General features: G+C 61.6%; 21 protein-coding genes, 3 tRNA genes and 1 riboswitch. Of the genes, 13 read left to right on the top strand and 11 right to left on the bottom strand.

Going from position 1 to position 22,550, the window contains the following annotated elements:
* The first annotated feature begins 310 nt into the window (after positions 1-310).
* Positions 311-476: riboswitch (yybP-ykoY riboswitch) on the top strand.
* Positions 477-534: 58 nt separating this feature from the next.
* The gene (locus tag ACOCG7_RS26480) at positions 535-1,107 is read left to right on the top strand and encodes a TMEM165/GDT1 family protein (protein WP_073427113.1); all 573 of its coding nucleotides are present in this window, start codon (positions 535-537) and stop codon (positions 1,105-1,107) included.
* Positions 1,108-1,277: 170 nt separating this feature from the next.
* Here ACOCG7_RS26480 and ACOCG7_RS26485 read toward each other — a convergent pair whose 3' ends face one another.
* Positions 1,278-1,985 (bottom strand): DUF4136 domain-containing protein, encoded by a 708-nt coding sequence (locus ACOCG7_RS26485; protein WP_073427112.1) that lies wholly within the window; start codon positions 1,983-1,985, stop codon positions 1,278-1,280.
* Between the two features lie 246 nt (positions 1,986-2,231).
* On the opposite strand from ACOCG7_RS26485, the gene pepN reads away from it, so the two are divergent.
* The 5 genes from pepN (at position 2,232) to ACOCG7_RS26510 (ending at position 7,177) form a co-directional block, all read left to right on the top strand.
* Entirely contained in the window at positions 2,232-4,937 is a 2,706-nt protein-coding gene (gene pepN, locus ACOCG7_RS26490; protein WP_244744788.1) for an aminopeptidase N, read from the top strand.
* Positions 4,938-5,153: 216 nt separating this feature from the next.
* Positions 5,154-5,435, top strand: coding sequence for a type II toxin-antitoxin system RelE/ParE family toxin (locus ACOCG7_RS26495; protein WP_073427110.1), 282 nt, complete (start codon positions 5,154-5,156; stop codon positions 5,433-5,435).
* Between the two features lie 16 nt (positions 5,436-5,451).
* A complete protein-coding gene (locus ACOCG7_RS26500; protein WP_073427109.1) occupies positions 5,452-5,907 on the top strand; it encodes a HigA family addiction module antitoxin in 456 nt (151 codons plus the stop codon).
* 122 nt (positions 5,908-6,029) lie between these two features.
* Positions 6,030-7,046: a class 1 fructose-bisphosphatase gene (locus tag ACOCG7_RS26505; protein WP_073427108.1), complete on the top strand. Its 1,017-nt coding sequence runs from the start codon at positions 6,030-6,032 to the stop codon at positions 7,044-7,046.
* A gap of 55 nt (positions 7,047-7,101) precedes the next feature.
* A tRNA-Thr gene (locus ACOCG7_RS26510) sits at positions 7,102-7,177 on the top strand.
* A 167-nt stretch (positions 7,178-7,344) separates the two neighbouring features.
* Here ACOCG7_RS26510 and ACOCG7_RS26515 read toward each other — a convergent pair.
* Both ACOCG7_RS26515 and ACOCG7_RS26520 read right to left on the bottom strand, forming a co-directional pair.
* Positions 7,345-8,520, bottom strand: a complete 1,176-nt coding sequence (locus tag ACOCG7_RS26515) for an acyltransferase family protein (protein ID WP_073427097.1) — start codon at positions 8,518-8,520, stop codon at positions 7,345-7,347.
* A 271-nt stretch (positions 8,521-8,791) separates the two neighbouring features.
* On the bottom strand, positions 8,792-8,992 hold the full coding sequence (locus ACOCG7_RS26520) for a hypothetical protein (protein WP_073427096.1): 201 nt from the start codon (positions 8,990-8,992) through the stop codon (positions 8,792-8,794).
* Between the two features lie 339 nt (positions 8,993-9,331).
* Here ACOCG7_RS26520 and ACOCG7_RS26525 point away from each other — a divergent pair, with 339 nt between their 5' ends.
* From ACOCG7_RS26525 to ACOCG7_RS26535, 3 genes are all read left to right on the top strand, one after another.
* A complete protein-coding gene (locus ACOCG7_RS26525) occupies positions 9,332-10,447 on the top strand; it encodes an aldo/keto reductase (protein WP_073427095.1) in 1,116 nt (371 codons plus the stop codon).
* A gap of 358 nt (positions 10,448-10,805) precedes the next feature.
* The gene (locus ACOCG7_RS26530) at positions 10,806-10,955 is read left to right on the top strand and encodes a hypothetical protein (protein WP_167363263.1); all 150 of its coding nucleotides are present in this window, start codon (positions 10,806-10,808) and stop codon (positions 10,953-10,955) included.
* A 266-nt stretch (positions 10,956-11,221) separates the two neighbouring features.
* The gene (locus ACOCG7_RS26535; RefSeq protein ID WP_073427093.1) at positions 11,222-11,818 is read left to right on the top strand and encodes a chorismate mutase; all 597 of its coding nucleotides are present in this window, start codon (positions 11,222-11,224) and stop codon (positions 11,816-11,818) included.
* 103 nt (positions 11,819-11,921) lie between these two features.
* Here ACOCG7_RS26535 and ACOCG7_RS26540 read toward each other — a convergent pair whose 3' ends face one another.
* Both ACOCG7_RS26540 and ACOCG7_RS26545 read right to left on the bottom strand, forming a co-directional pair.
* Positions 11,922-13,073, bottom strand: a complete 1,152-nt coding sequence (locus tag ACOCG7_RS26540) for an exonuclease domain-containing protein (protein ID WP_073427092.1) — start codon at positions 13,071-13,073, stop codon at positions 11,922-11,924.
* A 346-nt stretch (positions 13,074-13,419) separates the two neighbouring features.
* Positions 13,420-13,623: a cold-shock protein gene (locus ACOCG7_RS26545; RefSeq protein WP_064268598.1), complete on the bottom strand. Its 204-nt coding sequence runs from the start codon at positions 13,621-13,623 to the stop codon at positions 13,420-13,422.
* A 428-nt stretch (positions 13,624-14,051) separates the two neighbouring features.
* On the opposite strand from ACOCG7_RS26545, the gene ACOCG7_RS26550 reads away from it, so the two are divergent.
* On the top strand, positions 14,052-14,276 hold the full coding sequence (locus ACOCG7_RS26550; RefSeq protein ID WP_073427091.1) for a hypothetical protein: 225 nt from the start codon (positions 14,052-14,054) through the stop codon (positions 14,274-14,276).
* A gap of 528 nt (positions 14,277-14,804) precedes the next feature.
* The gene (locus ACOCG7_RS26555; protein WP_073427090.1) at positions 14,805-15,950 is read left to right on the top strand and encodes a porin; all 1,146 of its coding nucleotides are present in this window, start codon (positions 14,805-14,807) and stop codon (positions 15,948-15,950) included.
* A gap of 440 nt (positions 15,951-16,390) precedes the next feature.
* Here the strand turns inward: ACOCG7_RS26555 and greB are convergent, their stop codons facing one another.
* Complete coding sequence (gene greB, locus ACOCG7_RS26560) at positions 16,391-16,960, bottom strand: transcription elongation factor GreB (protein ID WP_073427089.1); 570 nt, start codon at positions 16,958-16,960, stop codon at positions 16,391-16,393.
* Between the two features lie 120 nt (positions 16,961-17,080).
* Here greB and ACOCG7_RS26565 point away from each other — a divergent pair.
* Positions 17,081-17,157 (top strand) — tRNA-Arg (locus tag ACOCG7_RS26565).
* 89 nt (positions 17,158-17,246) lie between these two features.
* A tRNA-Arg gene (locus ACOCG7_RS26570) sits at positions 17,247-17,323 on the top strand.
* 135 nt (positions 17,324-17,458) lie between these two features.
* Here the strand turns inward: ACOCG7_RS26570 and ACOCG7_RS26575 are convergent.
* From ACOCG7_RS26575 to ACOCG7_RS26595, 5 genes are all read right to left on the bottom strand, one after another.
* Positions 17,459-17,947, bottom strand: coding sequence for a phage protein NinX family protein (locus ACOCG7_RS26575; protein WP_073427088.1), 489 nt, complete (start codon positions 17,945-17,947; stop codon positions 17,459-17,461).
* A gap of 118 nt (positions 17,948-18,065) precedes the next feature.
* Positions 18,066-20,423 carry a RelA/SpoT family protein gene (locus tag ACOCG7_RS26580; protein ID WP_073427087.1) on the bottom strand — a complete coding sequence of 786 codons (2,358 nt, stop codon included), beginning with the start codon at positions 20,421-20,423 and terminating at the stop codon, positions 18,066-18,068.
* A gap of 95 nt (positions 20,424-20,518) precedes the next feature.
* Positions 20,519-20,722, bottom strand: a complete 204-nt coding sequence (gene rpoZ, locus ACOCG7_RS26585) for a DNA-directed RNA polymerase subunit omega (RefSeq protein ID WP_073427086.1) — start codon at positions 20,720-20,722, stop codon at positions 20,519-20,521.
* 60 nt (positions 20,723-20,782) lie between these two features.
* Positions 20,783-21,463, bottom strand: a complete 681-nt coding sequence (gene gmk / locus ACOCG7_RS26590) for a guanylate kinase (protein ID WP_073427085.1) — start codon at positions 21,461-21,463, stop codon at positions 20,783-20,785.
* 18 nt (positions 21,464-21,481) lie between these two features.
* Positions 21,482-22,405, bottom strand: a complete 924-nt coding sequence (locus ACOCG7_RS26595; RefSeq protein ID WP_073427084.1) for a YicC/YloC family endoribonuclease — start codon at positions 22,403-22,405, stop codon at positions 21,482-21,484.
* Positions 22,406-22,550 lie beyond the last annotated feature (145 nt).

Here is a 22,550-nt window from a genome sequence, read left to right on the forward strand (position 1 = left end):
AGTGCCACGGATCCGCGAAGTAGCCGTTTCGCGCCGGTCCGGCGCCCCCGCCGCCCTGATCGGATCGGGTGCGGGACGGTTTGCGACGCTCCCCGGCGGCGCGATGCCGGGGATTAACGGACACATACTTTCATTTAACTTTCCAAGAACTGTTTCACCTGGGAACATCTCAATAACGTCGGCCGGCGCGTGAGCGAGCGGCTATCCATGCAGTCCAAGGCCCGCTTCGCCGTGCCAACCAATCGCGCCGTTCCCGTACTGGCCTGCGGCGTCCTCGTTGCGCATAAGGACAGGTCACGCCTGCTATACTCCGTCCCTCATTGGGGAGTAGCCGCCCCGCGGCACGTCGGCACCGCTATCCGGTGCATCGCACGTGCGGTTCGCGGGGGCGTCTGTCAACACACTTGGCCTGTACGGCCATGGCAGCCGCAGCCTCTGGCCTGGCGAGACCGATGATCCACACGCGCCGCAAGAGGGCCCGGCGTGTCGTGGGTCGTCGCTCGTTCACATCTCGGCCCGGGGAACCTATACAACGTGGATCACGCTTTCATCATTTCGACCGGAGCGGTCGCGCTCGCCGAGATCGGCGACAAAACACAACTGCTCTCGCTCGTGCTGGCCGCGCGCTATCGCAAGCCGCTGCCGATCATTCTCGGCGTGCTGACCGCCACCCTCATCAATCACGCCTGCGCCGGCGCGCTCGGCGCGTGGCTCGGCTCGCTGCTCACGCCGACCATCATGCGTTGGACGCTGGCGGTATCGTTCATCGGCATGGGCTTGTGGATTCTCGTGCCGGACAAACTCGACGCGGACGAAGCCGATACCAGCCGCACGCATTTCGGCGTGTTCGGCGCGACCGTGGTGACGTTCTTTCTTGCGGAGATGGGCGACAAGACGCAGATCGCGACGGTGGCGCTCGCCGCGCGCTTTCACGATTACGTCGGCGTGGTGGCGGGCACCACGGTCGGCATGATGGTCGCCAATGTGCCGGCGATCCTGCTCGGCGACCGCTTCGCGCATCGCCTGCCGACGACGCTCGTGCACGGCATCGCGGCGGTGATATTCATCGTGCTGGGCGTGCTGGCGTTGTGCGGCGTGGGAGTTTAGCCGTGGTTCGCAAGCGCGGCCGGACCTGAGGGCGGCGGTGCAACGCCCGCCCCACCGCGCGGCGCCTCGCGGCGCGCAAAAGAAAACGGCCCGGCGAGGATGACCTGCCGGGCCGTTTGAGCCATGCCACAGCCAACGCCTTTTGCACGCGCCGGCTTCACACCGCTTGCCTACTGCACCGCTTTCGCGCCCGACGCCGGCGCCGGCGCGGCCGCTGGCGCGGCGCCGGTCGCGGCCACTTCGTTCGAGGCGCCGCCGTTCTTGTCGAGCGGAATCTTCACCGTGCGCACCACGCCGTTGCCGATCGGGAAATCGGCCAGCGCGCTGCGCGCCAGATACGGCATGGCCCGCACCAGCGACGACTCGCCGCCCGAGTTGCGCGCCGTCACGTTATAGACCTCCTTGCCGGTGGCGCGCTCGGTAATCCGCACGCCCAGCAGATGCGTGAAGATCGGGTAGCTCTGATTCACGTAGGCGGTCGGAAACGGACCCCAAGGCCCCCAGGGACCCCACGGATCGAACGGCCTTCCCCAATAAGGCGCCGGCCACGGGTTGTAATACACCGGCTCGGCGACCGTCACCATGTCGGAGCGAATGCCATACGAGAGCCCGACCAGATAGCGCGCCTGCGCGGTGTCGACCTGGCGGAACGCATGCGCGGCGAGTTCGTTGGCGACGATGCGCTCGTAAGTGCTGAGTTCCAGATTGTTCTGCTGATCCGCCGCCCGCGTGAACGCGTAGGTACGGGTAGCGTCGCTGCCGCTCCAGTCCGAGAACGCGGTGACTTGAGTGGTCACATAGGTGGTGCAGCCGGACAGCAGTACCGTCAGCGCCGCCAGTAGCAGCGTGGCGCGGCGGGTCCATCGATTGATTTTCATGGTCTACCTCGTGAAGCCTCAGTGTTGCCTCTGCCTTGGGTTCTCCCATCCATACGGCTTATCCGCATGGGCGCCCGATAATACGCTGACCTGGCGGTTCGGTAAAAAGTTCGGCCCGCACGATCCGCCGAGGCTTTGTACAATGGCCCGACAAGCCCGGCTGGTCTGCGCTTTCATTGCCCTTCATATGAGCTTCATATGAGCTTCAGGCAGCCGGCCGCTCAAGTCCCATCACCACAGAACGCCATGGCCGATACCGCAACGCCCAATGTGATCCGCCGCGCCGATTACGCGCCGCCTGCCTTCCTGATCGACACCGTCGCACTGGAGTTCGATCTGGTCCCCGAACGCACCGTCGTCAAAAATACGATGCGCGTGCGCCGCAATCCGGACGCGTCGCGCGCCGCGCACCTGGAGCTGATGGGCGAGCAACTGGAGTTCGTCGGCGCCGCGATCGACGGCAAGCCCTTCGCCAATGCGCATGCGCATGAGCACGGCTTGCTGCTCGACAACGTGCCGGACAGCTTCGAGCTCACGCTCACCAGCATCTGCAATCCGGCCGGGAACACCACGCTGTCGGGGCTCTATGTATCGAGCGGCAACTTCTTCACGCAGTGCGAGGCCGAGGGTTTTCGGCGCATTACTTACTTCCTCGACCGTCCGGACGTGATGGCGACCTTCACGGTCACCCTGCGGGCGAGCAAGGCGGATTATCCGGTGCTGCTGTCGAACGGCAATCTGCTCGAGGAAGGCGATTTGCCGGACGGCCGCCATTTCGCGCGCTGGGAAGATCCGTTCAGAAAGCCGAGCTATCTGTTCGCGCTGGTCGCGGGCAAGCTGGTCGCGCTGGAGGAACGCGTGAAAACCGGTTCGGGCAAGGAAAAGCTTTTGCAGGTGTGGGTCGAACCGCACGATCTCGACAAGACCCGTCACGCAATGGATTCGCTGATCCATTCGATCCGCTGGGACGAAAAACGCTTCGGGCTCGAACTCGATCTGGACCGCTTCATGATCGTCGCGGTGAGCGACTTCAACATGGGCGCGATGGAGAACAAGGGGCTCAACATCTTCAACACGAAGTACGTGCTGGCGAACCCCGAGACGGCAACCGATACCGACTTCGCGAACATCGAGGCGGTGGTCGGCCACGAGTACTTCCACAATTGGACCGGCAATCGCGTGACCTGCCGCGACTGGTTCCAGTTGAGCCTGAAGGAAGGCCTGACGGTGTTCCGCGATCAGGAGTTTTCGGCCGACATGGCCGGCGGCCAGAGCAACGGTAGCGACGAAGCCGCGCGCGCCACCAAGCGTATCGAGGACGTGCGCGTGCTGCGCCAGATGCAGTTCGCCGAGGACGCGGGTCCGATGGCGCATCCGGTGCGCCCGGAAAGCTACGTCGAGATCAACAACTTCTACACGATGACGGTCTACGAGAAAGGCTCGGAAGTCGTGCGGATGTATCAGACGCTGTTCGGCCGCGAGGGTTTTCGCAAGGGCATGGACCTGTACTTCGAGCGTCATGACGGGCAGGCCGTGACCTGCGACGATTTCCGCCATGCGCTGGCCGATGCGAACGGCCGCGATCTGGCGCAGTTCGAGCGCTGGTACAGCCAGGCCGGCACGCCGCGCGTGTCCGTGCGCACGAAGTACGACGCCGCGCAGCAGCGCTACAGCGTGACGCTCACGCAAGGCTATGGCGAGGCCGCGCCTGCCGCGCGCGAAACGCAAAAGGGTCCGCTGCTGATTCCGTTCGCGATCGGCCTGATCGGCAAGGACGGCCGCGACCTGCCGCTGCAACTCGAAGGCGATGCCGCGGCGTCGGCCTCCACCACGCGCGTGCTCGAGTTCACGCAGACCGAACAGACCTTCACGTTCGTCAATGTGGCGCAAGAACCGCTGCCCTCGCTGCTGCGCAATTTCTCGGCGCCGGTGATCGTCGAATACGACTACTCCGCGGAACAGTTGGCGTTCCTGCTCGCGCACGACAGCGATCCGTTCAACCGTTGGGAAGCCGGCCAACGGCTCGCCACGCGTGAACTGCTGGCGCTCGCCGGACGCGCGGCCACCGGCGTTGCGCTGGAACTCGACGACTCGGTGGTCGCCGCGTTCGCCCGCGTGCTCACCGACGAAACGCTCTCGCCTTCGTTCCGCGAACTGGCGTTGATGCTGCCGTCCGAAGCGTATCTCGCCGAGCAGATGGCGGAATCCAATCCGGCCGCCGTGCACGCCGCGCGACAGTTCGTGCGCAAGCGCCTGGCGAATGCGCTCAAGAACGAATGGCTCGCGGTGTATGAACAACATCGCACGCCCGGCGCATATGAAGCGACACCCGAGGCCGCCGGTCATCGCACGCTGAAGAATCTCGCGCTGTCGTATCTCGTGGAACTGGACGATCCGGCCGACGCCGTGCGCCTCGCGTCCGCGCAATACGATGCCGCGAACAACATGACCGACCGCTCGGCGGCGCTTGCGGCGCTGCTCAACGCAGCGGCTGCGCATGGCGGCGGCGCGCAGGCGCAGCAGTCGCTGGACGACTTCTACCGGCGCTTCGAGAAGGAGCCGCTCGTCATCGACAAGTGGTTCGCGCTGCAAGCCACGCAGCGTGGCAGCGCGCAGCGACCGGTGATCGAGATCGTGCGCAAGCTGATGACGCACCCGGCCTTCAACCTGAAGAACCCGAATCGCGCGCGCTCGCTGATTTTCAGCTTCTGCGCGGCCAACCCGGCGCAGTTCCACGCCGAAGACGGCTCGGGCTACGCGTTCTGGGCCGACCAGGTGATCGCGCTCGACGCCATCAATCCGCAAGTGGCCGCCCGCCTCGCCCGCTCGCTCGAACTGTGGCGCCGCTTCACGCCGACGCTGCGCGAGGGCATGCGTGCGGCGCTGGAGCAAGTGGCGTCGCAGGTGAAATCGCGCGACGTGCGCGAGATCGTGGAGAAAGCGCTCGCGTGATGCACACCTGAAAGCTGTTCTTGCATCGGAAAGCCGGCACGTGTTGCCGGCTTTTTTTCGTCCCGCGCGTGTGCGTGTGCGTGCGCGTTTGCGAGTCGGCCGGCCCGCGCCGATCAAGGTTAGCCATCCAGACGACTGTTCGTTTGACGCTGGCGGAGTGAAAGTAAACGCATCCATTTAACTCTTTGCGTTTAACGCGATGCGTTATATCATCCCATGATCACGACATTCGGCGACAAGGCCACGGCGAGAATTTTTCAGGGCAAGTTCGTGCACTCACTGCCGCTTCACATGCAGGCGCTCGCGCACCGCAAGCTGCTGATGATCGACGCCGCCAGCTCCATCCACAGTCTGCACGCGCCGCCCGGCAACCGGCTCGAAGCTTTGCAAGGCCGGCGCAGCGGGCAATGGAGTATTCGGATCAATGCGCAATGGCGCATCTGTTTTCATTTTGTCGACGGAGAGGCGCTGAATGTCGAGATTGTCGACTATCACTGACTATTGGGAGACCGGCATGGTCATCAAACGCTCCGATCTGAACAGCATCGATTTCTCCGACATCGATACCGGCGACAGCATCCCGGAGATTCATCCGGGCGAGATTCTGCGCAGCGAGTTTCTGGAGCCGCTCGGCATGTCCGTGAATGCGCTGGCGCTGGCGTTGCGCGTGCCGGCGCCGCGCATCAATGACATCGTGCGCGGCAAGCGCGCCATCTCCGCGGATACGGCGCTGCGCCTCGAGCGCTACTTCGGTGCGAGCGCGCAGTTCTGGCTCCATCTGCAAATCGCCTACGATCTGCGCGTCGCCACCGCGGCGGCCGGCGAGCAGATCGAACGCGAGATCGAACCCATGCCCAAGGCGGACCGCCCGAAAATGCCGAAAGTGTCGGCCGAGCATGGCCGCGCCGCTGCGCTTGCGGCCAGTCTCAGAGGCAACGCCGCGCTCGGCAAGGCGCGCGGCAAAGCCTGAAATTCGCCGCCTCGGCCGGTGTCACGCGCCACCGCCTCGCGCCCTTTGGTTTTTTAAAAGCACGGAGCCGGCACAGCGAGCGGGTAAAATCGAGACATTCCTCAAGCCTCCGGAGTACAGCAATGGCTTTGCAACGTCGTACCACTCTCACGAAGTACCTGATCGAGCAGCAGCGCGAGACCAACAACCTGCCTGCCGATCTGCGCCTTTTGATCGAAGTCGTCGCGCGCGCGTGCAAGGCGATCAGCTACCACGTCAGCAAGGGCGCGCTGGGGGATGCGCTCGGCACGGCGGGCAGCGAAAACGTCCAGGGCGAAGTGCAGAAGAAGCTCGACATTCTGTCGAACGAAATTCTGCTCGAAGCGAACGAATGGGGCGGCAACCTGGCCGGCATGGCGTCCGAGGAAATGGAGCAGTTCTTCCCGATTCCGGCCAATTACCCGAAGGGCGAATACCTGCTGGTGTTCGATCCGCTCGACGGTTCGTCGAACATCGACGTGAACGTGTCGATCGGCACGATCTTCTCGGTGCTGCGCTGCCCGGACGGCCAGCAGCCTACCGAACAATCGTTCCTGCAGCCGGGCACGCAACAGGTCGCCGCGGGTTATGCGGTGTACGGCCCGCAAACCGTGCTCGTGCTCACCACCGGCAACGGCGTGAACTGCTTTACGCTCGACCGCGAGCTAGGCTCGTGGGTGCTCACGCAAAGCGATATGCGCATTCCGGTCGAAACGCGCGAGTATGCGATCAATGCGTCCAATGAACGCCATTGGTATCCGCCGGTTCAGCAGTACATCGGCGAATTGAAGGCCGGCAAGGAAGGCTCGCGTCAGAGCGACTTCAACATGCGCTGGATCGCCTCGATGGTGTCCGACGTGCATCGTATTCTGAACCGCGGCGGAATCTTCATGTATCCGGCGGACAAGCGCACGCCCGACAAGCCGGGCAAGCTGCGTCTGATGTACGAGGCCAATCCGATGTCGTTCATCGTCGAACAGGCGGGCGGCGCGGCAACCAACGGCGAGAAACGCATTCTCGACATTCAACCCAAGAGCTTGCATGAGCGCGTGGCCGTGTTCCTCGGTTCGAAGAACGAAGTCGACCGGGTCACCCGCTACCATCTCGAAGCGAAAAAGTGAGTTCAGGGGCTTGCCAAGCTGATAAAGAAGTCCCTATAATCTCGATTCTCCTGATGCCGGAATAGCTCAGACGGTAGAGCAGCGCATTCGTAATGCGAAGGTCGGGGGTTCGATTCCTCTTTCCGGCACCAATAAGTTTCAAGCAAAAAGCCCAGTCCTCGCGACTGGGCTTTTTGCTTTTCAGGTTCTCTGTATCCGCTACTGGCGACTCGTTCATGCAAGCCGAACCGCGCTCCTTCAACGACCGCCCCGCGAGGTCACGGCGACGAAATTATCGCGCGGCAACGGTGGCGTTTCATCACCGCGCGGGGCGCCATGATCGCCGAGGAATCGCCTTCCGAATTCCACCGATAGAGGGGTATTCGATGAAACGGTATGTGAAGGCGGAACACATAACAGTCACCGTGGCGACCGCAGCAGCCAAGGCCCCATAGTATGCCGGCGACAGATCCGCGACCGGCGTGTAGTGATTCACCAAACGCGAGGCGAGATACAGCACCCAGTTGTGAAGCAGATACACGCTATAACTAAGAAGGCCCAGAAGCCGTGCAGGACGACAGGTGAGCAAGCCGAAAAGGGAATTACCCGCCGCGAAGACAACAAAGGGAGCGAAGAGCAAAGCGGCACCGAGCGGCGTATACGTATTAGCCTGGTAAAGCGCGGTTGCAGCAATGCAGCCAAGCGCGACAACTGAGCCAGTCAACCCCGCAGCCAGTTCCCGTACCGCCCTGACGCGGACCAGATGAGCGGCGGCACAGCCACCGACGAAAAACCACTCGATCTGCGTCGGTGAAAATAGCGCGATGCAGAGTCCCGCACCCGTCGCCACAGCCCAGGTTCGACCGCCGGCAGCAAGCGCTGCGGCGAACGGCAGGATCAAATAAAACTTCCACTCGTAGACGAGCGACCAGAAAACAGTGTTGATCAGGCCGGTCTGCTTAAGCCCATTGATATCCGGTGCGCCGGGAATAGTGAAAAGCAACCAGGATGCGATTTGTCCGGCGAGGTCGGCGAGCGGCACCGAAAGGCGGAAATGTGTCAGCGCCGCGGCTGTAGCGATGACAAGTCCCGCGCTCGCCAGGTACATCGGCACCAGACGACGAACGCGGGACGCATAAAACTTCAACGTGTCCATGCCGCCGCCGCTCTCGATAACTCGCCCCCAGAACAGGAAAGCGGTGATCATGAAGAAAAAGGCAACCGAGCCGCGCCCCAGAAAGGTGTTTAATCGCGACGGCGTCAAATCCCATGATCCCGTTCGATAAAACTGTTCGTTGATTACGACGTGATGCACCAGGACGCCCAATGCCAGATATCCGCGTAGACCGTCAATTGCATGGAATCGGCTGGAAGAGATTTCGCGCTGTAAAACGGACTTGAAGAAGCCGAAGCGGGCGAGACAAATTGAAATCGCCATTGCTATAGCGATGACAAGCGCAACGCCGGATGCGAGGTCGAAGCCGCCAATCTGCATGGGAACACGCCGAAAAAGCGGCAATTATAGCCAGAGGAGGCACGCTGTCCTCTTCCGTTGGCGCGACACCCACGCGTCGGCGAGAGATCGTTTCCTTTTTACTCATTCCGGCGGAGCCTGGCAGTTTCCAGCAGCGTCGAGAAATACCAAACTTCTTGCTTCGAGATTCAAGCAAAAAGCCCAGTCCTCGCGACTGAGCTTTTTGTCTTTCCGCACGTTCTATAGCCGAGTCGCCATTGGCTGCCACGGCAACCCAGGCGCCGCATTGCACTTACTCGCCCACGCGCAGCCTGTCGTATTGACCGGTGATCGAAAGATTGCGGGCCACGACGGGATCTTCAACAATCGCCGTCTCGTTTCGCCGAGTCCCGTATGCAACGACCGCTTCCTGCGGTGCCGACGGGAACCACAAGATCCGGCCGGCACACTCGATTCCGACCTGGCGTCCATTCCAGTAGACAGCGTTTTCCATGACGAACTCTCTGAAGGGCGAACACAGCCATCTTCCGCGCCAATCGCGGCGCTTCCGTTATCCACCGCACTCAGGGCCGCGGATAGCTGCTTCAATGATAGGCGGCGGTGACGGCGCGAACCGGCCTGTCATTTGGCGGCGATGTTTTGGCGCGCGAGGATGGCTGCATGGGCCTGCGGAAAACCTCAGCGGAGCTTGGCCGATGTGGGCCAACGCTCGAGTCAGGAAGAACGGCGCTCGTCACAACCCCGCGGACAACGCGCTTTTTCGATGCGAAAAACCAGTGCACGATAACGCCATCGATTTTCAAATTTCGGCGTCGCACTCAAGGAGACTGGCATGACGATGAACCGCTACAACCTGCTCGGCCGTTCGGGTCTACGCGTGAGCCCGATCGCACTCGGCACGATGACCTTCGGCACCGAATGGGGCTGGGGCGCCGACGAAAAATCGGCGCAGCGCCTGTTCGATCTCTATGTGGATGACGGCGGCAACTTCATCGATACCGCCAACCTGTACACGGAAGGCACCAGCGAAAAATGGCTGGGTAAATTCGTCGCGGCCCGCGGCCTGCGCGAGCGGCTCGTCATCGCGACCAAGTACGGCTACAACGCGGAACCCGGCAATCCCAACGCGGGCGGCAACCATCGCAAGAACCTGCTGCGCGCACTCGACGGTTCGCTCCAGCGGCTCGGCACCGATTACATCGACCTCTATTACCTGCATACGTGGGATCGCGTCACTCCGGTCGACGAAGTGATGCGCGCAATGGACGACGCGGTGCGCGCCGGCAAGATCCGCTACGTCGGCCTGTCGGATACGCCCGCGTGGTTCGCCGGCCGCGCGCAGACACTTGCGGAATGGCGCGGCTTCGAACCGGTCGCGGCCATGCAGCTCGAATACTCGATGATCGAACGCAATGCGGAAAACGAATTCGCCGATCTCGCCGCCAATCTGGGCATGGGGCTCGTGCCGTGGAGCCCGCTCGGCATGGGGGTGCTGTCGGGCAAATACCGGCCTTCGCAAAGCGGATCGGCAAGCGGTTTTTCCGGCGACGGGCGTCTTGCGGCGATGGCCAGCGCGCCGCCGCCCGGCTTCGACAAACTGACCGAGCGCAACTTCCGGATCGTCGCGGAGCTGGAGACGGTCGCGAATCTGGCCGGGCGCCCCATGGCACAAGTCGCGCTGAACTGGCTGCACCAGAAGCGTGGCGTATCGAGCATCATCGTGGGCGCCACGCGGGCGGATCAGTTACAGGAGTCGCTCGGCTCGCTGGACTTCACGCTCGCGCCCGAACTGGTCGCGCGGCTCGACGCCATATCGGAACCCGCGCGCCCATTCCCGTATTACATGTTCGCGGACGGTCATCAAGCGCGAATCCACGGAGAAGTGGAAGTGGCCGACAAGCCGGCGGCCTACGCCAAGCCGGTGAAGATTCCTGCGTCGAGCGCGTGAAAACGCAGCATGTTTGTTTACCGAAAAGCTCGAAAGCGTACTTACCCGTCAACGATATCGGGGTATCAATCGTTTACTGACTGAATGGGTTGAATGAAATGGCAGGCACGATCGGTAAATAATGGACGTGCGATTCGCAAGACGAAAATCGTGCCGATTCTGCATTGCACAAAATCGCGGATGATTTAAAGCTCACCCATCGACGGCCCGCCCAGCGAATCACCCGAAAATTTTATTCAAATACCATGTTGCATTGCCGCCATGTGCCATTAAAGCAACAAAGAGCATGTCAATCGCATCAGATACTGGTGCGAAACGGGGACCGAGGCAGATAATCGGTTTGTAAAGGAGAGAGACCATGGATGTCAAACCGCCGAAGATTCCGACCCCGGATAAGGTTTTTAGTCCGGATCCGGAGCCCGCTGGCGTCGAATTTCTGGGTGCGGAATTGCCTGAGCACGTTCGCGCTTTTTTCGACGAACAACGCAAGTCGTGCGACTCGAAATAATCGAGCAGTGGCGCGATGCAGCATCGGCGTCCGCGCGTGCCGCGGGCGGCGATCGGGTGCACGCGTCCCACCAGTCGTCTCACACTCATCCGGGCAAGCGGCACATGGCCGGTTGATTTCGGCGCCGCCCTCGCGGCGCGGACGTGTCTCGTCCGCAATCCCGCGACGTTGCCGCGCTTGTTTTCCGCCGGTCGGCACATCCGTTCCGGCACATCGTCTATCCTTCTGTTTTTCTTCGACGGCCGCTCGGCCCACGCCCGCCTTCCATGAATCGTTCGTATCGCTTCGGCGCATCATGCGCGCTTATGTTCCTTGCGGCCCTCGCGTTCGCGCCCGTCCCAGCCATCGCGGACGGCGACGACACCGCCCTCACCAATCTGATCGCGCTGGCTTCGCAACGTCTCGCATTGGCGGAACCTGTCGCGCGCTGGAAGTGGGCGAACCATCGGGAGATCACCGACACGCCGCGGGAGAACGCGTTGCTTGCCGACGTCGAGAAGCGCGCCGTGGCGGCGAATGTGGACCCGGCGTTCGCTCGGGCCTTCTTCCAGGATCAGATCGACGCAAGCAAGGACGTGCAAAACGCGCTGTTCGCCTCGTGGCGCAGCAGCCGGCCGCCCGAAGGGCCGGCGCCGGATCTCGCCACGAGTACGAGACCGCAGTTGGACCGGCTGACACAGTCGCTCGTGGCCGGGCTCGAACGCGTGCAGCCGCTGCGCGCCGCGCCGGATTGTCCGTCGCGTGTGGCGCAATCGCTGGCTAACTGGAAATCGCTGACGCGCTACGACTCGACCCGTTCGGGCGCGCTGACGCGCGCGCTGGGCCATGTCTGTGAAACCGGTGGAGTGGGCGCGACCGGTTGATCATGCAAGCTTGAGAGCCGCAGACCTGGAGCGGTTGCACGGGGGGCGGCACGCGAATGCCGGGTGCAACTCGCTTTGAGCGGAAGCGCTTAGACGAGGTCCTTCAAGCAGGACTCGGCACGGGGGTGTCACTCGATACACTCAGCGGCATCAAGCGCAAGCCGCGCGCGAGATGGCTCTGCAGGATGCGATACGTCGATGGTTCGAATGGTCCCGCGACGCTCGAAGCATGCAACTGCGCGGCCTGCGCAAGCGAAGACGCGTGGCCGACGTAATGCCACCGGTCGACAACGTGAAAGGCGCGCGACTGCGACGCCTCCTCCCGCTCCTCGAAAACAACCGGCCCCGGAAACGGCCACGGCGCATCCGCCGGATCGCTCTTCGTGACGCGCGGCACACGGTTATGACCGGGGCGCAGCGTGGCGATCCACTGCGCTTCCGCGAGCATCGCGCCCAATTCACCGCCGGTCGCGCGCCATTCGACGCGACGCACCTGCTTAGCAAGCCGAATATCCTTTGACGAACGCCGCTCGCCGGTCAAATGTGAGCGCAGCCGTTGCCGCACGCGCACACTTCGTCCGACGTACAGCGGCAGGTCTGCGTCTCCATAGAACACATACACGCCGCATCCGGCCGGCGCCGTATCGAGCAGGTCCTCCGTGATGTCGCCGGCAAGCTGGTAACGCCGCGTGGTGCGCTCGATTTGCGTCCGCAAGACGTCGAGCGGTACGAGGCCGTGCAGACGCTGCCAGAACTGCCAGATCAGATCGGCGTCGGCCAGCGCGCGGTGGCGATCAGACGGGACGAGTGCGTGTCGTTCCACCAATGCGTCCAGCCCGTGGCGCTTCTCCGCGGGGAAAAGCGCGCGCGACAGGCGCACCGTGCATAGCACGTCTGGGTCGAACGCGAGTCCAACCCGGCGAAACTCGCCGCGCAAAAAGCCGCGATCGAAACTGGCGTTGTGCGCCACGAACAGTTTGCCGTTCAGGCGCTCGAACAGTGCCGGCGCGATGGCGTCGAAGGTCGGCGCGCCGCGCACCATGGCGTTCGTGATGCCGGTGAGCTGCTGAATAAAGGATGGAATCGGCTGCTGCGGGTCGACCAGGCTGCTCCAACGCGACACGCCGGCAGGTCCCACTTCGACTACGCCGACTTCGGTGATGCGATGCTCGCTAGTCGAGCCTCCGGTGGTTTCAAGGTCGACGAAGGCGATGGGTACATTCAGGGCCGGTTCCGGCGGAAACAGTTCAGACATGAAAGAAGATACTTTGGACGCGTGGCTTTGCGGCAAGTATGCACCAGTTGGCTGCCGCGTACTCGAACAGCACGTGGTTTAGGGCTGGACTGCGTGCGGAGAGCGTGGATTTGAGATGTGCCCCAGTCGCGGACTAGCGTCCCGGGAATTACTTAGCGCGAGTAAGGCGGATTCAAAAAATCAAGGAAGCCATTCGATTTTAGTCGCGGACCGCTGCCGCTCTTTTAAACCTGGACATTGCTCACCGTAAGAAAAACCCGATACACATAAAAAAAGCCCTCGCATTAAACGAGGGCTCTCTTCAATCAATTGCCCGGCAGCATACGAGGAGCAGCGTTGCTGCAATTCACAGCGGCTGGATGTTCGCCGCTTGCTTGCCCTTCGGGCCGGCCTTGACGTCGAAAGAGACGCGCTGGTTTTCCTTTAGCGACTTGAAGCCTTCGGCGCGAATCTCCGAAAAGTGCGCGAACAAGTCCTCGCCACCCGAATCCGACGTGATAAAACCAAATCCCTTAGCATCGTTGAACCATTTGACGATACCCGTTTCCATTTCCTGTTTCCTTGATGAGTTTCAAATATCGCGCATTTGCGCTCGCGCCGAATTGCTTGCCATTTCATTCACCATTGAGGCCCTCACGGCTGTGCGCAAATCAGATTGAATGAAAGGGCACTGTCGTTATACGAGGAACGAAGAATTGGCGTCAAGCAAATTTTTCACATGCATTTAGCCTGCATAGAGATAATGCGCGGTGCGTGCCAAGTTAAAAGAGAGTCACTCATCCCGCTGCGATCCGGCCGATTCGGGTCTTATTACTGGATTAAAAACTGCTTATGCCGGATAGCGGGAAAATTTTCAGATTTCATCCTAGAATATGTAACAAAAGATGTTTTTCCGTAAGTGTTTGTCCGAGTTGTTGGTCCCGAGTCGGCGCATCATGATGGAAATCACCTAGTAGTAACGCGTATCAGGAGTTCACCATGCTGTTCAACCAATTGCGACGTTTTATCAGTTGGCTCATCCAATCGCCGTTTGAGGTTTTCTCCGACTCATCTACGCTGGAGTTCGATCCCATGTGGCATGGAGATCATTGGCAAAACCTGTTGTCATCGCCCATGGACGCGCGCCGTTACGTGATGGAAGACTGGAGCGTCCCTCGCCTGGTCGATTGGACCGGCGTGGACGGGCCACTGCCGGCGCACTGAGTACGTCCCTCGCCGAGACCGGCGGGCGAAAAAAAAGCGCGACTAGGAAGTCGCGCCGACAAAGGTTTGGAGATCTTTTTCGTCAACGAAAAAGTCTGCTTCGGAAAGCAGAAACCTGAGTATAGCTGCTCGGTCTCGCGTGATTGTTTACATAAATAACAATCATCTATTGCAATACCGACAACAATCATTTCGTGGTGATTTCCGACGTTGTTTTCTCGCATCGAACGCTGTAGTAAATGAGCAACGCTGTTTGGTTGACACGCGATCCCCATCGTTCCAATAACCGCGAAAGCCTTTGTTTATAAGGCTCGATCCGCACGGCGCATCGTTTCTTATCGCGTAATACTTTATTGCAAAAATCGGAACGCCCACGGCCCAAGCCGTCTCCCTACACTTTGCGTAATTGGAAACCGGCGCGTTCAGACTGCGACGCGCGCTTATGCGGACCACGCCTCTCGCAGCGCCCGCGTGAAGGTTTCCTGAAGCCAGGGTTCCATTACCCACTCTCGCTCTCGGAGTTACAACATGAAAAAGACTCTCATGGTCGCGGCCCTCACGGGCGTGTTCGCAACGGCTGCACATGCTCAAAGCAGCGTCACGCTGTACGGCTTGATCGACGCCGGTATTACTTACACGAACAACCAGCATGGCCACAGCAACTGGCAAGAAACGAGCGGTTCGGTGAACGGTAGCCGCTGGGGCCTGCGCGGCGCTGAAGATCTGGGCGGCGGTCTGAAGGCCATCTTCACGTTGGAAAACGGCTTCGGCATCAACGACGGTTCGCTGAAGCAAGGCGGTCGCGAATTCGGCCGTCAGGCGTTCGTCGGCTTGTCGAGCAACCAGTTCGGCGCCGTCACCCTCGGCCGTCAATACGACAGCATGGTCGACTATGTCGGCCCGCTGGCATTGACCGGCACGCAGTACGGCGGTACTCAGTTCGCCCACCCGTTCGATAACGACAACCTGAACAACTCGTTCCGGGTCAACAACTCGGTCAAGTTTCAGAGCGTCAACTACGGCGGCTTCAAGTTCGGCGGCATGTACGGCTTCTCGAACCAGGCCGACGGCTTTGCGAACAATCGCGCTTACAGCGCGGGCGCATCGTATAACTGGGGCGGGTTGAACGTCGCTGCGGCTTACCTGCAATTGAACAGCAACGGCGCAACGGGCGCATCCGCAGCGTTCAATAGCGGTGGTGCGGTGTCGAGCGACAACACGTTCTTCGCCGGCCGTCAGCAAACGTGGGGCGCGGGCGCGAACTACTCGTTCGGCCCTGCAACCGTCGGCCTCGTGTATTCGCAAACCAACCTGTCGGGCCTCGCTGGCATCGGCCAAGGCGCATCGGGCCAAACCGGCGGTATCGGTTTCGCCAACAACAGCGCTCACTTCCAGAACTTCGAAGCGAACGCTCGTTACGCTCTGACGCCGGCGGTCAGCATCGCCGGTTCGTACACGTACACCCGTGCGAGCCTCGCTGGCACGCGTCCGCACTGGAACCAGTTCAACCTGCAAACCGCGTACGCATTGTCCAAGCGTACCGACGTGTACCTGCAAGGCGAATATCAGCAAGTCAACGAAAACGCCGTCGTCGATGCCGACATCAACGGTCTGGCCGCTTCGGGCAACAACAAGCAAGTTGCTGTGACCGCAGGTCTGCGTCATCGCTTCTAAAGCGGCGAGCAGTACCCGCACTATGGAAGAGGCGCCGTTCGCGGCGCCTTTTTTCATTGATGCCGCAAATAGAAGCGCGCGCTGACGATATGGGATAGACCGGTTGTCAGACGTCGAATGGGAGCGGACCAAGCACTTGCTCCGTACGGCGGGCGCTAGAGATCGCTGGCCCAGCAACCGCCGACTCGCGTGCCGTGCTCGACGCGATTCCATGGATTGAGCGCACGGGCGAGCGCTGGCTATATCTGCCCACCCACTTTCCGCCATAACAAACCTGTTACGCGAGGTATCTGAGCTGCAAACGCAACGGCACGCTCGAGCAGATTCGCGCGCTGCCCGGCGTTCAGGACTCTCTTGTGCGGGGCACCAAAGCAGCGCGAAGCGCACCACCCTCCTTCGCCTCGCCCGCCTATCGCGACAAGACGGCGCGGCGCGCCGGTCTAGCCACCGTTGTCAGGCGGCGGATATTTGACGTCGAGTATATCGATCGGCTGCGGTCCGGCCGGCGTATACAGCGTCACTGTATCGCCGATTTTTGCCTTGAGCAGCGCGCGCGCAATTGGCGAGATCCAGCTCACATGACCGATGTCGAGATCGACCTCGTCGATGCCGACAATCGTCACGCTATGCACCTCGCCGTCTTCCGTCGCGTATTCGACGGTCGCGCCGAAGAACACCTGATCGACGTTTTCCTGTTTGCTGCTGTCGACGACTTCGGCAAGGTCGAGGCGTTTGGTCAGAAAGCGGATTCGCCGATCGATTTCGCGCAGCCGGCGTTTGCCGTAGATGTAATCGCCGTTCTCGGAGCGATCGCCATTCGACGCCGCCCACGACACGAGCTTGACCACCTCCGGCCGCTCTACGTCGATCAGATGCAGCAGTTCATCACGCATGCGCCGGTAACCGGCAGGCGTGATGTAGTTTTTCGTACCCGCCGGCACTTCGGGCTGGGCGACGTCGAGGTCGTCGTCATTCTCTTCACTCGACTCTTTGACAAAGGCCTTGTTCATGATGGTCCGTTAACCGCAGCAAGCGACTGCCTACCAAGGGTACACGATCGTGACCATGAGACAAATCGCAGTTACATGCTTCCCTTTTTCAAAAGCTTTGCTATAATCTCGTTTCTGCGTGCGGCTGTAGCTCAGTTGGATAGAGTACTTGGCTACGAACCAAGGGGTCGTGGGTTCGAATCCTGCCAGCCGCACCACTTATTCGAGGGCCTCCCTCCGGGGAGGCCCTTAGTTTTACCCGGTTTCATCGCAGCATCATTGCGCGAGACGCTACCTGTTTTAGCGTGCGGCTGTAGCTCAGTTGGATAGAGTACTTGGCTACGAACCAAGGGGTCGTGGGTTCGAATCCTGCCAGCCGCACCATCCGCACATGCATAAGGGCCTTCCGATCGGAAGGCCCTTTGTTTTTGTCTGGACTTAATGTCCGGCGTCCGTGATTACGCTAGCTTGAGACCCCGCCACGCCCGGCAACCCCTGTGGCTGTCTATATTCACGCCGTTACCGCGGCGGCGACTTGATATCGCCTATCCGGCCATCCGGCGTCGGTACGTCCTCGGCGAAATCTTCCGCTGTTTGCTCGCCGATCGCATGCGCCCGCTCGCCCATCAGCGTCTGCGCCTGACGTATCACGTCGCCCACGCTATCGCCGAAACGGCTTTCGACGAAAGCCCGCAGCAGCGCAAACCGCAACGACTCGCCTCGCCCTTCCACGGCTCCTCGCCCGCCATCGAATTCGGCGACACAGTGCGCCACGCCGTGGTCGGTCCGCTCACGCACTTCCAGCCGTCGCACCCGGTCGAGGACCGCCGTGGCCGCCTCCCACGAGGTGGAGGGCGTGAAACGGCCGTCCCACGGACGACCGCGGTCATTGCCGATGATCGAAACGGTTTCGCCGCTGTCGGTGAACTGGATTTCGCGCACGAAGTCGTGCAGGCTGCGAGCGACCCAATAGTCGAGCGCAAAGCCGTTGAGGTCAGCTACTTTCATGAGCGTTCTCCCTGATTTTCAGATGAGACTCGCTGGTGGCAGGCGGGTTCAGAGTGGAACGAAGGAGGCCTGAAGCGCAGCGGGCCCAATCCAAAGGCGCCCTGGAGCAAGCCCTAGATCAGTAATCCGCCCGCTCGCGGTCGATCCGCATGCCGCCGTCGTGCCGATGATGCCCTTCCTCGCTCGGCCGTTCACGCGCTATACGCATCACGTCCGGGTTCGTGCGCACCCTGCGCATCACATTGGCGAGATGGACACGATCGCTCACCTGGATCACGAAGCGCAGCACCGTGGATTCCTGCGACAAATCCTCGTCCATCGCAATGTGAACGATGTTCGCGTCCGCCGACGTGATGTCGGCCGCCACGCGGGCAAACACGCCCTTGGTGTTCTTGACCAGCACCTTCACGGCAACGTCGAACAGACGTCCGGGCTGCGGCGCCCAGGCGACGTCGATCCAGCGGCCCGGATCGCGCCGGTGAATCCGCTGCGCGACCCGGCAATCCGTGGTGTGGATCGCCATGCCGAGGCCGATGCCGATATAGCCCATGATGTCGTCGCCCGGAATCGGACGGCAGCAGGCGGACAACTGCACCGACATACCCTCCGTGCCGGTGATGACGACCGGCGGCGCATGAGGCAACCCGGATTCGGAGCGCGAGCCGTCGTCGTCGGCATCGCGGCCGCTCATCAGCACCTCGATGCGTTTGGCCATGACCGCCGCGACACGCCGCCCGAGACCGATGTCCGCGAAGATTTCCTGACGGTTCTTGTTACCCGTCCACTGCACGAGCTTTTCCCACGCTTCCGGCGTCACGTCCGACAACGCGAGGCCGTAGCCCTTCAGCGCCTGATCGACCAGGCGCTCGCCGAGCTGCACGGATTCGTTCAGACGCATCGTCTTCAGATAGTGGCGGATCGCCGAACGCGCCTTGCCGGTGCGCACGAAACCCAGCCACGCCGGATTCGGCTTCGAATACGGCGCTGTAATCACCTCGACGATATCGCCGCTCTTCAACTCGGTACGCAGCGGCAGCAGTTCATTGTTGATCTTCACCGCGACGCACTGGTTACCCAGGTCGCTGTGGATCGAATAGGCGAAGTCGAGCGCGGTGGCGCCGCGCGGCAACGCCATGATCTTCGACTTCGGCGTAAACACGTAGACCGCATCCGGGAACAGATCGATCTTGACGTGCTCGAGGAATTCGCTCGAATCGCCCGCTTCGCTCTGAATGTCGAGCAGCGATTTCAACCATTGATGCGCACGCTTTTGCACGTCGTTCAGATCGGCACCGCCGTTCTTGTACAGCCAGTGCGCGGCCACGCCCGCTTCCGCGATCTCATGCATCTTGCGCGTGCGCACCTGAAACTCGATCGGCGCGCCAAACGGGCCGACCAGCGTGGTGTGCAGTGACTGATAGCCGTTCACCTTCGGAATCGCGATGTAATCCTTGAACTTGCCCGGCACCGGTTTGTAGAGCGCATGCAGCGCGCCGATGCACGTGTAGCATTCCAGTGCGCTGTCGACCACCACGCGAAAGCCGTACACGTCGAGCACCTGCGAGAACGACAGTTGCTTGTCGCGCATCTTCTTATAGATGCTGAAGATGGTCTTTTCGCGGCCGGTGACCTCCGCGTCGAGCTTCGCGTCCGCAATGGCGCGCTGCACCGACTCCAGGATCTTGCCGACCACCTCGCGCCGATTGCCGCGCGCGGCCTTGACGGCTTTTTCGAGCGTGGCGTACCGGTGCGGATTGAAGTTCGCGAAGCTGAGATCCTGCAACTCGCGATAGGTATTGTTCAGACCGAGCCGGTGCGCGATCGGCGCGTAGATATCGAGCGTTTCGCGCGCTACGCGGCGGCGCTTTTCATGCGGCACCGCACCGAGGGTGCGCATATTGTGCAACCGGTCGGCTAGCTTCACCAGAATCACGCGGACGTCGCGCGCCATCGCCAGCAGCATCTTGCGGAAATTTTCCGCCTGCGCCTCCTCGCGATTGCGAAACTCCATCTTGTCCAGCTTCGACAACCCGTCGACCAGTTCCGCGACCTTGGCGCCGAATCGCTCGGCGAGTTCCGCCTTGGTCACGCCCTGGTCTTCCATCACGTCATGCAGCAGCGCCGCCATGATCGCCTGGGCGTCAAGGTTCCAGCCGGCGCAGATTTCCGCGACGGCGACAGGATGCGTGATGTAGGGTTCGCCGCTCTGGCGATACTGGCCGAGGTGGGCTTCGTCGCTGAAATGGAAGGCCGCCTTGACCTCCTTGATCTCTTCCGGCTGCAGATAGCCGGACAAGGCGGACGTCAGCCTGGCAATGGATACGACATCATGCCGGCGCGGTTGCTCCGGCGTGGCGGTCGGCCCGAACAGATGGCGAAACGACTGTTCGAGGACCGCGTCGATGTACTTCCGTGCAGAAGAGGGCGAGTCGGCGTCGTGTTCCACATCCGTGGCGGTGGGCGGGGTAGCACTCATGGTCGCCTCCGTAGCGGTTAGGGTTGGACGCCGATCTGTACGTTGATGCGATTACATGCGGGAGATAAGCCGCGATCGGAACGGAACGGGGCGCCTTAAACCGGCACCTTCTTCAGCATTTCGACGCCGACCATTCCCGCCGCGATTTCACGCAAGGCGACGACCGTGGGCTTGTCGCGGCTCTCGATCTTCGGCGTGTGCCCTTGAGCGAGCTGACGCGCGCGATAGGTTGCGGCAAGCGCCAGTTCGAAACGATTCGGGATCTGTTTGAGGCAGTCTTCGACGGTAATGCGGGCCATGTTGGGTTCCTTCTCAGTATGTTGCTTATTCTACCTTATGTGCTCGACACACCACCGCGCTCACGCGTGCGGCAGGTGAATGCCGAGCTGCACGAAAAGCTGCGTATGACGCGCGTATTGCGAGCCGAAACGCGAACGCGTGGCGGCCACGAGGCACCGCAGTTCACCGAGCGCGCGATCGAAGTTGTCGTTGATCACGACATACTCCGCTTCGGCCGCGTGCGCCATCTCGCTACCCGCAGCGAGCAGGCGGCGCGTGATGACGTTCGGCTCGTCCTGGCCGCGTTTTTTCAGCCGCTCTTCGAGCGCTTCGAGCGACGGCGGCAGGATGAAGATTTCCACTGCATTGTGAAACTGCTTCTTCACCTGCTGCGCGCCTTGCCAGTCGATTTCGAGCAGCACGTCATGGCCGCTTTTCATCTGCTCCTCGATCCATACACGCGAAGTGCCGTAGTAGTTGCCGTGGACTTCCGCGCTTTCCAGAAACTCGCCCGCGTCGTGACGCCTCATGAAATCGTCGACGGTCGTGAAGTGATAGTGCTCGCCGTCCTGTTCCTTCGGGCGCGGCGGGCGCGTGGTGTACGAGATCGACAGACGGATCGCTTCGTCGCCGGCGAGCAGCGCGTTCACGAGCGTCGACTTGCCCGCGCCCGACGGCGCGACCACCATGAACAGGTTGCCCGGATAAGCGCCGGCGTAGGGATTGCGCGGTGCGCCGGTTTCGCGTGTAGGGTCGGTCATGTTCGTGTTGCTCCAGCCTTATTCCAGGTTTTGTACTTGCTCGCGCATCTGTTCGATGAGCAGCTTCAAGGTCATCGACGAATCCGCCAGTTCTTTCGCGGCCGCCTTCGAGCCGAGCGTGTTCGCCTCGCGATTGAGCTCCTGCATCATGAAGTCGAGCCGCTTGCCGACCTTGCCGCCCTTCTCGATCACATGACGCGTTTCGTTCAGGTGAGCCGTGAGGCGCGACAGTTCCTCGGCGATGTCGATGCGGATGCCGTACATCGTCACTTCCTGGCGAATCCGTTCGTTGATCTCCTCGCGCGAGACGATGGTCGCGGCCGTATCCGGCGCGGCGATGCCGAGCGCTTCCTGCAAACGTTCGACGATCTTCTGCTGGTGCCTGGCAATCAGCTCCGGCACGAGCGGCGTGATCTTCGTGACGATCGCTTCCATCTCGGTGACGTTGGCGAGCAGCATCGTCGCCAGTTGCGCGCCTTCGCGAGCGCGCACGTCGATCAGATCGGCAATCGCCTGCTTGCCGCAGGCGAGCACCGCGTCGCGCAGCACGTCCTGCGCCACGCCGGTTTCCGCGAGCACGCCCGGCCAGCGCAGAATCTCGCCGGCGCGCAGACGTTCCGCTTCCGGGAACGTGGAGAGCACCGTGCGCTCGAGCAACGCGAGTTGCGCCAGCGTGTCGTGACTGATCGACCCCGCGTTGGCGGACTGTTCGCTGCGCTGCAGGTTGATGCGGATATCCACCTTGCCGCGCGAAAGCTTGTTCATCAGCATCTCGCGCAGCGTCGGTTCGCACACGCGCACGTCTTCGGGCATGCGAAAGTTCAGATCGAGAAAGCGCGAGTTCACCGTGCGCAGTTCGACCGAGACGCTCACGCCGCCGGTGCCTGCCGCCGCGACGAGTTCGCGTGTCGCGCTCGCATAGCCAGTCATGCTGTAGATCATCGTATTTCTCGCGATTGTGGCCATGCGTTCGACGATGGCCGGAGAGTCGAATCGCCCGGCGTGTACGAGGCGCGGGGCGGGGAATTCGTATTATCCCATCTTTGGCGATAGAACCCCTTTGAGATGCCCGCTGCACGTGGGCAAC

This window comes from Paraburkholderia sp. DD10, assembly GCF_049177125.1.
In the GTDB taxonomy this organism is placed as follows: domain Bacteria; phylum Pseudomonadota; class Gammaproteobacteria; order Burkholderiales; family Burkholderiaceae; genus Paraburkholderia; species Paraburkholderia terricola.

Bases quoted from the DNA above. Each gene is read 5' to 3' on its own strand.
- ACOCG7_RS26485 (WP_073427112.1), bottom strand. From the start codon at position 1,985: ATGAAAATCAATCGATGGACCCGCCGCGCCACGCTGCTACTGGCGGCG.
- pepN (WP_244744788.1), top strand. From the start codon at position 2,232: ATGGCCGATACCGCAACGCCCAATGTGATCCGCCGCGCCGATTACGCG.
- ACOCG7_RS26495 (WP_073427110.1), top strand. From the start codon at position 5,154: ATGATCACGACATTCGGCGACAAGGCCACGGCGAGAATTTTTCAGGGC.
- ACOCG7_RS26500 (WP_073427109.1), top strand. From the start codon at position 5,452: ATGGTCATCAAACGCTCCGATCTGAACAGCATCGATTTCTCCGACATC.
- ACOCG7_RS26505 (WP_073427108.1), top strand. From the start codon at position 6,030: ATGGCTTTGCAACGTCGTACCACTCTCACGAAGTACCTGATCGAGCAG.
- ACOCG7_RS26515 (WP_073427097.1), bottom strand. From the start codon at position 8,520: ATGCAGATTGGCGGCTTCGACCTCGCATCCGGCGTTGCGCTTGTCATC.
- ACOCG7_RS26520 (WP_073427096.1), bottom strand. From the start codon at position 8,992: ATGGAAAACGCTGTCTACTGGAATGGACGCCAGGTCGGAATCGAGTGT.
- ACOCG7_RS26525 (WP_073427095.1), top strand. From the start codon at position 9,332: ATGACGATGAACCGCTACAACCTGCTCGGCCGTTCGGGTCTACGCGTG.
- ACOCG7_RS26530 (WP_167363263.1), top strand. From the start codon at position 10,806: ATGGATGTCAAACCGCCGAAGATTCCGACCCCGGATAAGGTTTTTAGT.
- ACOCG7_RS26535 (WP_073427093.1), top strand. From the start codon at position 11,222: ATGAATCGTTCGTATCGCTTCGGCGCATCATGCGCGCTTATGTTCCTT.
- ACOCG7_RS26540 (WP_073427092.1), bottom strand. From the start codon at position 13,073: ATGTCTGAACTGTTTCCGCCGGAACCGGCCCTGAATGTACCCATCGCC.
- ACOCG7_RS26545 (WP_064268598.1), bottom strand. From the start codon at position 13,623: ATGGAAACGGGTATCGTCAAATGGTTCAACGATGCTAAGGGATTTGGT.
- ACOCG7_RS26550 (WP_073427091.1), top strand. From the start codon at position 14,052: ATGCTGTTCAACCAATTGCGACGTTTTATCAGTTGGCTCATCCAATCG.
- ACOCG7_RS26555 (WP_073427090.1), top strand. From the start codon at position 14,805: ATGAAAAAGACTCTCATGGTCGCGGCCCTCACGGGCGTGTTCGCAACG.
- greB (WP_073427089.1), bottom strand. From the start codon at position 16,960: ATGAACAAGGCCTTTGTCAAAGAGTCGAGTGAAGAGAATGACGACGAC.
- ACOCG7_RS26575 (WP_073427088.1), bottom strand. From the start codon at position 17,947: ATGAAAGTAGCTGACCTCAACGGCTTTGCGCTCGACTATTGGGTCGCT.
- ACOCG7_RS26580 (WP_073427087.1), bottom strand. From the start codon at position 20,423: ATGAGTGCTACCCCGCCCACCGCCACGGATGTGGAACACGACGCCGAC.
- rpoZ (WP_073427086.1), bottom strand. From the start codon at position 20,722: ATGGCCCGCATTACCGTCGAAGACTGCCTCAAACAGATCCCGAATCGT.
- gmk (WP_073427085.1), bottom strand. From the start codon at position 21,463: ATGACCGACCCTACACGCGAAACCGGCGCACCGCGCAATCCCTACGCC.
- ACOCG7_RS26595 (WP_073427084.1), bottom strand. From the start codon at position 22,405: ATGATCTACAGCATGACTGGCTATGCGAGCGCGACACGCGAACTCGTC.